The organism is Sphingobacterium sp. WM (assembly GCF_029542465.1).
GTDB lineage: Bacteria > Bacteroidota > Bacteroidia > Sphingobacteriales > Sphingobacteriaceae > Sphingobacterium > Sphingobacterium cellulitidis.
This window is the reverse complement of record NZ_CP120709.1, coordinates 1,405,071-1,418,504: the sequence shown is the minus strand read 5'-3', so window position 1 is coordinate 1,418,504 and position 13,434 is coordinate 1,405,071. Positions and strand designations below refer to the sequence as shown.

At 39.1% G+C, this 13,434-nt stretch carries 12 protein-coding genes and 1 riboswitch; of the genes, 8 read left to right on the top strand and 4 right to left on the bottom strand.

Annotation, left to right across the window (positions count from 1 at the left end; genetic code table 11):
- Positions 1 to 20 precede the first annotated feature (20 nt).
- Positions 21 to 902: a DMT family transporter gene (locus PZ892_RS06050; protein ID WP_277712454.1), complete on the bottom strand. Its 882-nt coding sequence runs from the start codon at positions 900 to 902 to the stop codon at positions 21 to 23.
- A gap of 211 nt (positions 903 to 1,113) precedes the next feature.
- On the opposite strand from PZ892_RS06050, the gene PZ892_RS06045 reads away from it, so the two are divergent.
- From PZ892_RS06045 to PZ892_RS06010, 8 genes are all read left to right on the top strand, one after another.
- Positions 1,114 to 1,839, top strand: a complete 726-nt coding sequence (locus tag PZ892_RS06045; RefSeq protein WP_182498921.1) for a hypothetical protein — start codon at positions 1,114 to 1,116, stop codon at positions 1,837 to 1,839.
- Between the two features lie 72 nt (positions 1,840 to 1,911).
- Positions 1,912 to 2,010, top strand: a riboswitch (TPP riboswitch).
- A gap of 62 nt (positions 2,011 to 2,072) precedes the next feature.
- Positions 2,073 to 2,279 (top strand): sulfur carrier protein ThiS, encoded by a 207-nt coding sequence (thiS, locus tag PZ892_RS06040; RefSeq protein ID WP_094256896.1) that lies wholly within the window; start codon positions 2,073 to 2,075, stop codon positions 2,277 to 2,279.
- An 18-nt stretch (positions 2,280 to 2,297) separates the two neighbouring features.
- Positions 2,298 to 4,109, top strand: coding sequence for a phosphomethylpyrimidine synthase ThiC (thiC, locus tag PZ892_RS06035; RefSeq protein ID WP_277712452.1), 1,812 nt, complete (start codon positions 2,298 to 2,300; stop codon positions 4,107 to 4,109).
- Positions 4,106 to 4,729, top strand: a complete 624-nt coding sequence (locus tag PZ892_RS06030) for a thiamine phosphate synthase (RefSeq protein WP_277712450.1) — start codon at positions 4,106 to 4,108, stop codon at positions 4,727 to 4,729. The genes thiC and PZ892_RS06030 overlap by 4 nt, the downstream gene beginning before the upstream one ends.
- The gene (gene thiE, locus PZ892_RS06025; RefSeq protein ID WP_277712449.1) at positions 4,710 to 5,363 is read left to right on the top strand and encodes a thiamine phosphate synthase; all 654 of its coding nucleotides are present in this window, start codon (positions 4,710 to 4,712) and stop codon (positions 5,361 to 5,363) included. The genes PZ892_RS06030 and thiE overlap by 20 nt, the downstream gene beginning before the upstream one ends.
- Positions 5,332 to 6,108, top strand: coding sequence for a thiazole synthase (locus PZ892_RS06020; protein WP_277712448.1), 777 nt, complete (start codon positions 5,332 to 5,334; stop codon positions 6,106 to 6,108). The genes thiE and PZ892_RS06020 overlap by 32 nt, the downstream gene beginning before the upstream one ends.
- A 5-nt stretch (positions 6,109 to 6,113) precedes the next feature.
- The gene (gene thiH, locus PZ892_RS06015; protein ID WP_277712447.1) at positions 6,114 to 7,238 is read left to right on the top strand and encodes a 2-iminoacetate synthase ThiH; all 1,125 of its coding nucleotides are present in this window, start codon (positions 6,114 to 6,116) and stop codon (positions 7,236 to 7,238) included.
- A 7-nt stretch (positions 7,239 to 7,245) separates the two neighbouring features.
- The gene (locus PZ892_RS06010; protein ID WP_277712446.1) at positions 7,246 to 7,950 is read left to right on the top strand and encodes a HesA/MoeB/ThiF family protein; all 705 of its coding nucleotides are present in this window, start codon (positions 7,246 to 7,248) and stop codon (positions 7,948 to 7,950) included.
- Positions 7,951 to 8,047: 97 nt separating this feature from the next.
- On the opposite strand, the gene PZ892_RS06005 is transcribed toward PZ892_RS06010, so the two are convergent.
- Genes PZ892_RS06005 through PZ892_RS05995 form a run of 3 tightly spaced genes read right to left on the bottom strand, consistent with a single transcriptional unit; the run spans position 8,048 to position 13,347 of the window.
- Complete coding sequence (locus tag PZ892_RS06005) at positions 8,048 to 8,461, bottom strand: DUF4945 domain-containing protein (protein WP_094256890.1); 414 nt, start codon at positions 8,459 to 8,461, stop codon at positions 8,048 to 8,050.
- Positions 8,462 to 8,471: 10 nt separating this feature from the next.
- On the bottom strand, positions 8,472 to 10,220 hold the full coding sequence (locus PZ892_RS06000) for a RagB/SusD family nutrient uptake outer membrane protein (RefSeq protein ID WP_182498927.1): 1,749 nt from the start codon (positions 10,218 to 10,220) through the stop codon (positions 8,472 to 8,474).
- A gap of 10 nt (positions 10,221 to 10,230) precedes the next feature.
- Positions 10,231 to 13,347: a TonB-dependent receptor gene (locus PZ892_RS05995; RefSeq protein ID WP_277712445.1), complete on the bottom strand. Its 3,117-nt coding sequence runs from the start codon at positions 13,345 to 13,347 to the stop codon at positions 10,231 to 10,233.
- Positions 13,348 to 13,434 lie beyond the last annotated feature (87 nt).

The following is a 13,434-nucleotide window of genomic DNA, read 5'->3' as shown; positions in this document are numbered from 1 at the left end:
ACCCATTGAACACTCGACTGCTAATTTTGTTGGTTTATTTTCACAGGTTTGCTTTTTGGTTCTGCCCTTTTAGAAAATATAGTGGTGCCAATACTAGCAATAACGACGCAGAAAACGGAAAGCCATTGATAAATAGACAAGTATTCATGCAAGAATATTAAACCGGATAATGCAGCAAAGGCCGGTTGAAGGCTGGTCAAGATGCTGAATGTTTTAGCAGGTAATTTACCTAACGCGATCATATCCAATGAAAATGGCAAAGCTGAAGATAGAATAGCTACCAATAATCCTTTCGAAAAAAGAGAAAAGTTTAGATTCAGGATAGCACCATCATAAATAGAAAAAGGAATAATAAACAGTGTAGCGATGAGCATACCGGTTGTTACCGCTTGTTTTCCCTCCATAATTTTGGATAATTTAGCCCCCATCATAATATATACAGCCCAAAAGGAACCAGCTAGTAATGCCAAGCCTAAGCCAACAGGGTCAACTCCGTTACTTTTCCAAGGCACAATTAAGAGAATTCCTGTCAATGCCAATGCGGCCCAGATAATATCAGTCCATTTTTTAGAAAGGGCGAATGCCAGGAACAATGGTCCTACAAACTCGATTGTTACACCTAATCCGAGAGGAATGCGCTGAATCGCCATATAAAAAACGAGGTTCATGACCGCAATTCCGACACCATATAACGCACAGTAAAGCCATTGTTCACCACTGAATGTAAGCAACTTAGGACGGTTGATAATATAAAGTAGAATAGCAGATAAACCTATCCTTAAGGTCGTGGTGGCAATGGGTCCAATTGCAGGAAACAACTGTTTGGCAAAAGAAGCTCCTCCCTGAACACAAATCATTGACAATATAGCTGCCACAACAGCAAAATTAGCATTACGGGTCATACTAAAAATGAATAAGGATAATAATTAAATGCTCCCAAAAATAGTCTTTCCAAAGAACTATTGAGACCTTTTTTAATTAAATATTATGTAATGAGAAAGTTTGGGTGGAAAAATTATTAAAATGTTAAATTTAGTTATCGTATTAGCTTGATTATTTGCTATTTGTTAATTTAGAATGGATTCCTAAAATTGAAAAAAGGAGGACTTTTATATGCCAAACAAACCAATCATTTTCTGTTTATTTTTATTTTTTACCCTCTCCTATTCTTTCGCTCAAGTTTCGAAAAGATATACAGGTACTATTTATTCCATAGATAGCACCCTATTGATAAAAAATGTGGATGTGATTAATCTACGAACCCAGCAAATGATTCGTTCAGATTTTGATGGTTCTTTTGGCATTGATGCCAACCCGATGGATAGTATTGCATTTGTTCACCCCCATTGGACTAGGAAAAGTGTGCTTGCACGTGAATTGACGAAGGATATATACCTACAAAAAAAGGCCCTGGTCATTGAGGAGATTGTCATTATGGGGAATACGAAGGCGGCAAAAATCAGGGAATTAGAGCAAATGAAGAAGGATTACAATGTGAAGGGTGGGTTATATTATTCAGGAGAACCGCCTTGGTATCTGTTATTACCATTTGGGATGCCGACAGTGACCTATTTTTATGAAAAGTTCAGCAAGGCTGGCAGAGATGCGAGAAGGTTTGATGCCTTTATGAAACAAGAGATTAAAAACATGGAGGTGGATCAGATTTTTAATAAATCTACGATTACAGATGTTATTCCCATGGACACTGAAGAATTGGAAAAATTCATGGTAGAATATCGACCCGATTTTGAAGTTGCCCAATATTGGACGACTTATGACCTGCATGTTTATGTGAAAAAACATTACAAGGAATTTAAGGAAAAAAGCCCCTCAAAATAAGGCTTAAGGGATACCATAAATTATATGAAGCAAGAAAATTATTTCTTTTAGTTAAATCTATTGACTAACTTGCGAAAGCTTTAGGGGTGTCTGCAATATTTGCAGGCTGAGATTTTACCCTTATAACCTGATCTAGATCATACTAGCGTAGGGAAAAGTAAAATGTCTTCATGGGTGCGTCCTGTACCTATTGTAGCCATTCCTAAAGCATTAATGCTATAAATAAATTAGGAATGCTACTCATCATTAATCATCAAACAAAACATTTCAATTTAGGTTCCTTGAACCTGAAAGAACTAATGGATTTGGAGTTAAAAGGCAAAACCAAAGGGATTGCTGTGGCTTTGAATAATCAGGTAATCCCCAAGGATTCCTGGTCAGATCAACTTTTGAATGACAACGATTCCATACTAATCATTACTGCCACCCAAGGCGGATAAACCCGAAATTTTAAAGACATGACAGAACAAACAATTACAACCCAACCATTTCCCAATTCTAAGAAAGTATTTATTCCAGGGAAGATCCATCCTATTCAGGTAGCGATGCGAGAAATCAGTTTGAATCCAACAAAATTAAGCAATGGAGGTTTGGAGATAAATCCGCCTATCAGCATTTACGATACATCAGGGCCCTACACGGACGAAAAAAGTGAAATTGACATCCGCAAGGGAATCAGCAGAATTCGGGAACAATGGATTCTCGATCGTGCTGATGTCGAAATACTATCAGGTATTAGTTCGGATTACGGAATAGAAAGACTGAATGACCCCAATTTAGCGGATTTACGTTTTTCATATAACCATAAACCAAAGCGTGCATCAGCAGGACAAAATGTAACCCAATTACATTATGCAAAGCAAGGGATTATAACCGCGGAGATGGAATATGTAGCGATTCGTGAAAATCAAAAGATAGAACAGTTACAAGCTGCTACCAAATGCATGGCAGATCAACATTTGGGAGAGAGTTTTGGTGCAAATACTCCAAAATATATAACGCCAGAATTTGTAAGGGATGAAATTGCTGCCGGCAGGGCTATTATTCCAAACAATATCAACCATCCAGAGAGTGAGCCCATGATTATTGGTCGCAATTTTTTGGTGAAGATCAATGCCAATATTGGAAATAGTGCCGTTAGTTCCAGCATTGAAGAGGAAGTAGAGAAGGCTGTTTGGGCATGCAGATGGGGAGCTGATACCATTATGGATTTGTCAACTGGTAAAAACATCCATGAGACGAGGGAATGGATTATCCGAAATTCACCAGTTCCAATTGGTACAGTACCAATTTATCAGGCACTTGAAAAGGTAAAGGGAGTTCCGGAGGATTTAACCTGGGAAATTTTCAAGGACACCTTGATTGAGCAAGCCGAACAGGGTGTTTCGTATTTTACGATTCACGCAGGTGTTTTGTTAAGATACATCCATTTAACGGCAAAACGTGTGACTGGGATTGTTTCTCGTGGCGGGTCAATTATGGCAAAATGGTGTTTATTTCATCATAAAGAGAACTTTTTATACACTCATTTTGAGGAGATCTGCCAGATTATGAAGCAATATGATGTTGCTTTTTCCTTGGGAGATGGACTTAGACCGGGTTCCATTGCAGATGCAAATGATGCGGCCCAGTTTTCTGAGTTGGAAACATTGGGTGAGCTTACCAAAATAGCTTGGAAACATGATGTGCAAGTGATGATTGAAGGGCCAGGTCACGTGCCTATGCATATGATAAAAGAAAACATGGAGAAACAACTTGCGGAATGTGATGAAGCTCCATTTTACACTTTAGGGCCATTGACTACTGATATCGCACCAGGGTATGATCATATTACTTCCGCAATTGGCGCTGCGATGATTGGTTGGTATGGTTGTGCCATGTTATGTTATGTGACGCCAAAGGAACATTTAGGATTACCGAATAAAAAAGATGTGAAGGATGGTGTGATTACCTATAAGTTGGCGGCACATGCAGCAGATCTAGCGAAGGGTCATCCGGGGGCACAATATCGTGATAACGCATTAAGTAAAGCGCGATTTGAATTCAGATGGGAAGATCAATTTAATCTATCCCTTGATCCGGATACTGCACGCGAGTTTCATGATGAAACCTTGCCTGCTGATGCTGCAAAAGTAGCTCACTTTTGTTCGATGTGCGGACCGAAATTCTGTTCCATGAAGATTACACAAGAAATCAGGGAAGCAACCGAAGAAGGAATGTTAGAGAAATCCAAAGAGTTTATTGAAAGCGGAAAAGAAATCTATCTATGATTATTGTGATTTCGGCAAATGGTTTAATTCCCAATGAAATTCAGATGTTGAACAATTTGTTTCAAAAGGGGCTTGAGCATTTTCATTTTAGAAAGTATGGGCTTTCTGATGATCAAGCTTTGGAATATTTGGAACAAATTGATCCTTCTTATTTAGGTAGAGTGGTTCTCCACTCCCATCGGCATTTGGCGAATGATTTGAAAATAGAAAGATTACATTTCAATACCTCTGACCGAATAGCCAATAAGCATATGGATCTTGAAAGGAAATATCAACTATCAACTTCTACCCATTCCATTCAAGAATTTAATGCCTTGGATAAGGTCTGGAATTATGCCTTTTTAAGTCCGTTATTTCAGAGCATTTCAAAACCGGGCTATGGTCGTTTTGAGTCTGTATTTACAGAAATCAAGCATAAGAAAAATGATTCTATTGCCTTAATTGGGCTTGGGGGTATTGATTATCAGAATATGGAAAGTGTATTTGAAATAGGTTCAGATGGGGTTGCATTATTAGGTAGCCTTTGGAATCAAGCAGATCCAGGCAATTATTTTTTGGCTTGTAAACGAAAAGCAAGTATTTGGAACAGTAAAAAAACAGATGGACAAAAAATTCAGTAGAATACAATATATCTCCAATGGATTGACCATTGAAGAACAGGAGAAAAATATCAGAATCGCCTTGGATGCTGGAATAAAATGGGTTCAATTACGATGGAAGAATCCAGGTTCTGAATTGAAATTATTTCAATTGGCAGAAATTTGCAAGAAGCTTTGTCAAAGCTATCAGGCAACATTCATCGTCAATGACCATGTTGATTTGGCCAGACAATTAAATGCGGATGGACTTCATTTGGGACTAACGGATGAGTCAGTTGAAAATGCACGCTTATTATTAGGTGAAGATAAAATTATCGGCGGTACAGCCAACAGTTATACAGATGTTCTACAACGCTGTGTTGAGAAATGCGATTATATCGGATTAGGCCCGTTCCGATTTACGGAAACCAAACAAAAACTAAGTCCCATTTTAGGGATATCCGGCTATCAGGAAATCATGGATAAATTAAAGCGGGATCAGGTTCAAGCAGTTCCAATTTTCGCCATTGGGGGTTTGCAGGAGAATGACATTATGATCCTCCATAACATTGGAATTCAAGGAATTGCTGTTTCAAGTTTGATCCAGAAAGATCCTAGCGTGGTATTACGAATAAATCAATTTTATGAAAAAGAATATGTTGAAGATTGGAGATAAAACCTTTCAATCCCGTTTATTTTTAGGTACGGGAAAATTTGGGAGTCTATCCCAAATGGAGGAGTCGATATTAGTTTCACAAACGGAGCTTGTGACCTTGGCCTTAAAGAGAATTGACCATCAATCTCAAGAGGATGATCTATTAAACTCTATCAGTTTGCCACAGGTTGATTTATTACCCAATACATCTGGAGCTAGGAATGCTAAGGAAGCAATTTTGGCTGCTCAGCTCGCTCGGGAAGCTTTGGAAACGAACTGGATAAAATTGGAAATACATCCAGACCCTCGATATTTAATGCCCGATCCCATTGAAACCTTGATCGCTACGGAAGCACTTGCTAAGCAAGGCTTTATCATTATGCCCTATATCCATGCGGATCCGGTTTTGTGCAAAAGATTGGAAGATGCAGGAACTGCGGTTGTTATGCCTTTAGGTTCACCTATAGGGAGTAATAAAGGATTGAAGACTGTTGATTTCTTAGAGATTATTATTGAGCAGAGTCAAGTGCCTGTGGTTGTGGATGCAGGAATCGGAAAGCCATCAGATGCTGCTCTGGCCATGGAGCTGGGTGCGGATGCAGTTTTGGTCAATACGGCAATTGCTACAGCCAGTAATCCAACGAAAATGGCTGAGGCATTTAAATTGGCAGTTATTTCCGGTCGGATGGCTTACGAGTCCGGCCTAGCAAGTAAATCCTTGAGTGCAATGGCATCTTCCCCACTTACAAGCTTCTTAATAGATTAATTAAAATGGATATCAAAGAAATCATAGCTCAATACAGTTGGAAGGAGATCCAGGACATCTTAGATCGTTGTACTGAAAAGGATGTTGAACTTTCCTTATACCGAGGAAAGAAATCAATTATGGATTTTTTGAATTTAATATCCCCAGCTGCGGAACCTTATTTGGAGGTCATGGCCAATATGAGTCATCAGATTACTCAACAACGATTTGGCAAGACCATTCAGTTATATGCTCCGCTTTATTTAAGCAATGAGTGTCAAAATATTTGCACCTATTGTGGCTTCAGTATGGACAATAAGATCAAACGGAAGACCTTGAATAATTCGGAAATTATTGTAGAAGCCATGGCTTTAAAAGAAATGGGGATCAACCATGTTCTATTGGTTTCCGGAGAAGCAAATAAAACGGTGGAAATCCAGTATTTCCTCAATGCCATTCGGATCTTGAAGCCTTATTTTGCAAATATTTCGATTGAAGTCCAACCCTTGCTGCAGGAGGAATATGAACAATTACATCAAGCGGGAGTTCACTCAGTTTTGCTGTATCAGGAGACCTACCATGAGGATGTTTATAAAGAATATCATCCCAAGGGCAAGAAATCAAATTTCAATTTCAGATTAGATACCCCAGATCGAATTGGCAAGGCTGGCATACATAAAATAGGGTTGGGTGTTTTGTTGGGGCTTGAGAATTGGCGGGTAGATAGTTTTTTCAATGCTATACATTTAAACTATTTGCAACAACGTTATTGGCAAACGAAATATTCCGTTTCATTCCCTAGGTTACGACCAGCAGAAGGAATTATTGAGCCGAATTTCATCATGGAGGATCGGCATTTATTGCAATTGATCTGTGCCTATCGGATTTGGAATCCTGATTTAGAGATTTCAATTTCTACACGTGAGAGTGAGAATTTTCGGAACCATATTATTTCATTGGGTGCTACCAGCATGAGCGCTGCATCAAAGACTAATCCTGGAGGTTACGCTGTGGACCCACAATCCTTGGAGCAATTTGAGATATCGGATGAACGCAGTATGGAGGAGATTAGAAGACAGATCCAATTGAAGGGCTATGACCCGGTCATGAAAGATTGGGATTCTTGTTTTTCTACGAGTAGCTCAATTTGAGATAACGATGGAAAAGAAATTTAGCCGGTACAGTCGACAAATCTTTATGGAAGAAGTCTCCATAGAAGGACAGAAAAAGTTAGATCAATCCAGGGTTTTGGTCATCGGTGCTGGTGGACTTGGATCGGCAATCCTTCCCTATTTAGCAGCCGCGGGCATAGGGAAATTAGGAGTAATAGACTTTGATCAAGTCGAATTCCACAATTTGAATAGGCAGGTCATCCATCAGGAAAAATTTGTGGGACAGTCAAAGATTAAAAGTGCTGAATCTTATATTCATCAATTTAATTCAGACATTGAATTCATAGGCTATAATGCTAAATTAACCTCTGGAAATATTGAGGAAATATTTTCAGACTATGATATGATTGTAGATGGATCGGACAATTTTGAAACCCGATATTTAGTAAATGACTTTTGTGTCAGCATGGGAAAACCCCTTATTTATGGAAGTATTTATTCCTTTGAGGGTCAGATAGCCGTATTTAATTATCAGGGGAGCAAGAATTTAAGGGATATCTTCCCTTTGGCACCGAATTCAGAGGATGTTCCCAATTGTGATCAGTTTGGGGTATTAGGAGCTTTAGCAGGAATGACGGGTAGCATGATGGCGATGTTGGCCCTGAAAGTGATCTTGGAAATTGAGGTTCCCATAAACCAGTTGACCATTATAGATAGTAAGCACTGGTCCTTTTTACAAGTGGGTTTTTAACAAGAAAATATCCAATATTTTCGAAGATAAAAAACAGGAAGGCAGATTTGAGAGTCTGCCTTTCCTGTCATTAAACTAATAAACCTAAACCTAACAATTATTTTTTAAGGACCACAGACTGACCCAGCGAGTAAACATTCTGGGCATAATTCGGGTCTTTTAATTTTGTCCATCCATTTAATCGAACCACAATATGATATTCACCACTTTCATTGGGGATATCAAAGAGGAATGAGGTCGCTTCTTCGTCGATGGTATGATTGAAAACGGTAATATGTTTTGTAGGACCAATAATTTTATTGACTTCCAAAGCAACTTTTAACGGTCTTTCAAATTCAGCAGGAATCTGTTGAGGTATACTCCAGGAGAGTTTTACCTGGTTTGCCCCTGCAGCTTCTGATTTTAGATTTTGAACGGTTGGCAAGGAAGGTCCCGCCTTCATTTCATATTCATTTTTTCGACAGGCACTGATTATTGTGATTGCCAAAAGTGCAATAATTAATCTTTTCATAATTCAAATCTTAATACCCTGGATTCTGTTTATATGAGCCTTTAGACCAGTTCATTTGTTGTTGTGGAATAGGTAAATATTCATCTCTTCCCGAGACAAACCGGCCTTGATTATACCAATCAAATCTTCCTTTTTCCTTATTGATGAAGGCATTCATTGTTTCAGGTAAGAGTCCCCAACGAAGGAGATCAAAAAACCTTCTACCTTCATTGGCGAATTCCAAACGGTTCTCCCAGATGATCGCCTTTTTTAAATTTTCTTTGTTCAAGGTGAAATTAACCCCAGGTTTATACTCTTGGATTTTATAATCCATCCATAAAGTACCATCTGGTTTTTTGAGCCTAGCCAAACTCGTTGCAGCTCTGGCTCGGATACGATTGACAAGATTCAATGACTCCTGGAGTTGACCTTGTTCCATTAATATTTCCGCTTTCCACAAAAGGACCTCTGCATATCGGATTTCCTTTTTGTTCATTGAATTGTAGATATAGAATGGTTTAAACAAGCAATTACAATTCGGATCTACCTGTTCCTTCATGGAGTTAAAGTATCCATATTGGAAAGGTGCCCTGGAGCCAGCTTCCTGATAAAGGATTGCATTATTATATTTCCATGGATAACCCGGGATAGCCGCTGTATGGCCCAATCGTGGATCGAAGGAATGCTGGGTAAAATATTCTTTATATTTACTTCCCTTAAATTCTGTTTGATTGTAATTTTCAAAGTCCGGCACCCCTGTTTTATCCGTTTTAAACGCATTGATCATGGTATAGGAAACCTTATGGAAATCGCAACAGCTGAAATAAGGTGCCCACCAAGGCGCATTCAATTCATCCCCTCGATTTATCCGGCCATCCGTAGTTCCATCATCAATGGAATACTGGACCTCCCATAAGGATTCTTTGGTATTATTATCGAATTCGGGAAGGAAGTTATTGGCGAAATCAGGTTCAAGGTCAAATTGACTTTTATCTTTGGTCATGATTGTATTGATATGATCCAAAGCCCTTTGCAGGGTTTGTTTATTGATATTCACCACTTTGTGTTGATCATTTTGTTCATAAGCCCGGAATAACAAAGCCTTTGCGGCAAAAGCATGCGCAGCATATTTTGTAGGTCTCCCCTTATCTGTTTGAATATCAGGGAGAACTTTGGCGGCATCTTCAAAATCCTTGATGATTCGATCCCATATTCCTAAGTCATTCTTCATTGAATCGGGTCTATTCGACATTCCTTCTACTACTACCGCATCATTTGGCACGGTTTCATCCATGAAAGGAATATATTTCCAGCGTAGTTTCATGCCGAGATAAATCCAGCTTCGAATGAATTTCATTTCAGCGATCCTGGAGTCCTTCATTTCATAAACTGCAGGATCAATTTCATTGAGTAATCGAATGGCCGTATTACAACGGCTTACTGCTACATAACCCAGATACCAAGGGGCATCATTGTTTCCGATATTTGGGGTAACAGCTGTAAAAATTTCCATTTCGTACCATGGAGTTTGGTCACTTAAACCACCACCACCTTTGTAAGCATCATCCGAGCGGACACTTTGTATCCAAGGGGCATGGGTAGTCCCGAAGCCTAATCCAGGCATGGTTGCATAAGCTGCCACCACAAAATTGTCTATTAACTCAGGTTTTGAAACCTGTTCTTCCGACAATACTCCCTTTGGGTTGACTTCCAAAAAGTCGGAACATCCAACGACAGAAAGGAGAAATAAGATTGCTATTATTGATTTAATTATTTTCATAACAAGGGCATTAGAATGAGACATTTAAACCGAAATAAACTGATAGAGGCATTGGATATCCGGTTCCAGGATTTTCTGGATCCATTCCAGTGAATTTATCATCCCCCCATGTTTTCTTGATTGCAAAAAGATTCTGCGCAGTAACATGGATTCGAAGATTGGACAGTTTAATTTTATCAACTACAGAAGAAGGAAAAGTATAACCCAGATTGATATTTCTCATTTTCAGATACGAACCATCTTCCACAAAGTAACTTGAGAATCTTTTCTCTCCATTTGCATCCCGACGAGATAAAGCAGGGATATTGGAATCTGGATTCGTAGGTGACCAAGCATCCAGGATTCTGCTAGGGTGGTTACGGTCATTTTGAATACCAATATTCCAAAAATCACTTAATTCTTTCCAGGTATTATGCACAGAATTTCCGAATACCCCTTGAAGGAAAAAACTAAAATCAAAGTTTTTATAAGCGGCTTCAAAATTTAATCCAGCAGCGAGTTTAGGGTCTCTTATACCCAACCATGTTCTGTCAAACACTTCGTTGATGACTCCATCTCCATCCAAGTCCTTATAACGAATTCTTCCAATACCTTTACCGGGCTGAATAGGACCATTATCCACTTCTTCTTGGGTTTTATAGATTCCATCAGCCACTAGGCCATAAAGGGAATTAAAAGGACGTCCGATTATATTATCCAACAAACCATTCCCTCCAAAAGCATATTTCACATTTTCAGGTATGGAGTTGATTTGATTTTTGTAGGTTGAAAGATTTCCCGAAACTGAGTATCTAAAATCATTAACAGTTTCTGCCCAGGTAAGTTGAAGTTCAATACCCTTATTGGTCATGTTGGCGGAGTTTATCCAACGATTTCCCCCTTCACCCAAAGCAGCAATGTAGGGAGGTTCGAACAACATTCCGGTTGTTTTTTTATTATACCAATCCAATGAACCGTAAAGTCTATTATTTAGAAAGGTAAAATCAACTCCAAAATTTGTTTGGGTTGTAGTTTCCCATTTTAAATCAGGGTTTCCTAGACTTCTTCGACGGAATCCAGAAGGAATACTTCCTGTTTCATTCCCTCCAATGGCGTAAGATGTTCCATTGATATCGGTGATATAAATATTAACTAATTTACCAGCGTTCAGCGGTTCGGAGTTACCATTTTGCCCCCAGCTGGCCCGAAGTTTCAAATCATCAATCCATAACACATCTTTCATAAATTCTTCGTTTTTCACCCGCCATCCTAAGGAGAAGGAAGGGAAATTTCCGTATCTATAATTTTTTCCAAATACTGAGGAACCATCTCGACGGAAGGTCGCAGAAGCTAGGTATTTCTCGGCAAAAGTATAATTGGCTTTAGCAAAAAACGACAGCATGGTTCTTTCATTACCACCACCATTGAAAGTTCTTTGGTCGCCGGTGGCAGTTGATAGGTAGGCGTAATCCCGATCTTCCAATAATATTCCAGAACGATATCCATTCAAGCTTTCATTTAAGAATTTAAATGCCTCAATACCACCCAATAAATCCAATTGATGTTGATTTTTTGAGAAATTGTACAATAAGGTATTGGTCCAGGTCCGACCTAGGTCATGCCAGTTATTTTGGGTAACACCATTAATTGTTCCTGCTTTACCGCCTGCTTCTTCCCATTTTTTATCGATTTTGCGATCATACCACATACTATAATCGACACCAAATTGAGAACGGAAGGTTAGGTTATTAATAATTTCAGCAGATAAATAGGCAGATCCCAAAACCTTCAAGAAATTACCGGTATTATCTTTATTGATCAGCATATCACGGACAGGATTAGCAAAATCATCCATACCAAGCGGCATGGCTACCCCACCCCAGGCACCATCATTTGCATAAACAGGGACATTTGGCGGCATGACCAATAAACCATACGTACTATTAACATCCCGCATTTTGAGGTTGGTTAAGGTTAGATTTTCTCCAATCTTCACGCGGCCATTAAAAAATTGATATTCATTATTTAATCTAGCTGCCAATCGCTTAAAGAAGGATGTTATTTGAGTTCCTTCATTGTTATAGTAATTGACTGAGAAAAAACTATTTGAGTAATCTGTCCCAGAGGATATCGATACCTGATGATTTTGTTGTACACCAGTTCTCATCCCTTCATTAAACCAATTTGTATTTGCTGAAGGCATTGTTTGGGCAGCATTCAGCCATTCGATTGGTTTTACGGAATTCAGGATAGGTATGCCCTGGGAATTGACTGACCAATCGTAATCATAATATCGAACAGCAGCTGCCGGATCATCACCATCATTTACTGTTGCTTGCCAAAGTGCTCGACCATATTCTTCGGCACTCAGCATTTTCGGCACATTTCCAGGGTTATTTAAGGCTACATAACCTTCATAAGTTACTTTTGCAGCACCTTTTTTCCCTTTTCGAGTAGTTACTAAAATCACCCCACCAGCTGCCCTCGAACCATAAATCGAAGCCGAGGATGCATCTTTTAAAAACTGGACGGTTTCGATGTCATTCGGATTGATATCGCGGAGGTTGATGGAAACAGGTTGGCCATCAATCACGATCAAAGGTGGTGATGAATTAAAAGAGGTAACACCCCGAAACTGAATTCCAACATTTTCAGCGGGATTTCCGTCGGTTGTAATACGAACTCCTGGAATTTTACCCTGTAAAGATCGCATCACATTCGCACTTGGATTATTTACAAAGTCTTCTCTTTTAATGACGGATACAGCACCTGTTAGATCCGCTTTCCTTTGGGACATATAACCTGTAACCAAGATTTCATCGACGCCAAGAACATCTTTTTCAAGAATGATTTTTGAAGCCTGCGCAATGGGTACATCTTGTCTTTTATAGCCGATTGCGGAAATGCGGATTTGGGTACTTCTACCGACTTCCAAGGAGAATTCACCATTTTCCCCAGTTTGAGTAACTTTTCCGGAAGGCAATGCGGTGACTGTTGCTGAAACAATAGGTAAGCCATCGGCATCGACAATTACCCCTTGGATTACTGCGTCTTGGGCCTGCAGCGAAGGCATCCCCAAGATTTGGAACCAAAAATACAGTGCAAATAGCCCTGATATTCGGAATTTTTTCCATCTAAAATAAGTCATAATTGATAGTTTAATCGATTAAGCATTTAAGCAGCAACGAAGTAATTGCCACCTATTGGAATAATTATTTAATTAGAAATTTAGTTT

What these genes read in the sequence shown, in the direction of transcription:
- PZ892_RS06045 (WP_182498921.1), top strand. Translation starts at nt 1,114, where the DNA reads ATGCCAAACAAACCAATCATTTTCTGTTTATTTTTATTTTTTACCCTC.
- thiE (WP_277712449.1), top strand. Translation starts at nt 4,710, where the DNA reads ATGGACAAAAAATTCAGTAGAATACAATATATCTCCAATGGATTGACC.
- PZ892_RS06050 (WP_277712454.1), bottom strand. Translation starts at nt 902, where the DNA reads ATGACCCGTAATGCTAATTTTGCTGTTGTGGCAGCTATATTGTCAATG.
- thiH (WP_277712447.1), top strand. Translation starts at nt 6,114, where the DNA reads ATGGATATCAAAGAAATCATAGCTCAATACAGTTGGAAGGAGATCCAG.
- thiC (WP_277712452.1), top strand. Translation starts at nt 2,298, where the DNA reads ATGACAGAACAAACAATTACAACCCAACCATTTCCCAATTCTAAGAAA.
- PZ892_RS06000 (WP_182498927.1), bottom strand. Translation starts at nt 10,220, where the DNA reads ATGAAAATAATTAAATCAATAATAGCAATCTTATTTCTCCTTTCTGTC.
- PZ892_RS06020 (WP_277712448.1), top strand. Translation starts at nt 5,332, where the DNA reads ATGAAAAAGAATATGTTGAAGATTGGAGATAAAACCTTTCAATCCCGT.
- PZ892_RS06005 (WP_094256890.1), bottom strand. Translation starts at nt 8,461, where the DNA reads ATGAAAAGATTAATTATTGCACTTTTGGCAATCACAATAATCAGTGCC.
- PZ892_RS05995 (WP_277712445.1), bottom strand. Translation starts at nt 13,347, where the DNA reads ATGACTTATTTTAGATGGAAAAAATTCCGAATATCAGGGCTATTTGCA.
- thiS (WP_094256896.1), top strand. Translation starts at nt 2,073, where the DNA reads ATGCTACTCATCATTAATCATCAAACAAAACATTTCAATTTAGGTTCC.
- PZ892_RS06010 (WP_277712446.1), top strand. Translation starts at nt 7,246, where the DNA reads ATGGAAAAGAAATTTAGCCGGTACAGTCGACAAATCTTTATGGAAGAA.
- PZ892_RS06030 (WP_277712450.1), top strand. Translation starts at nt 4,106, where the DNA reads ATGATTATTGTGATTTCGGCAAATGGTTTAATTCCCAATGAAATTCAG.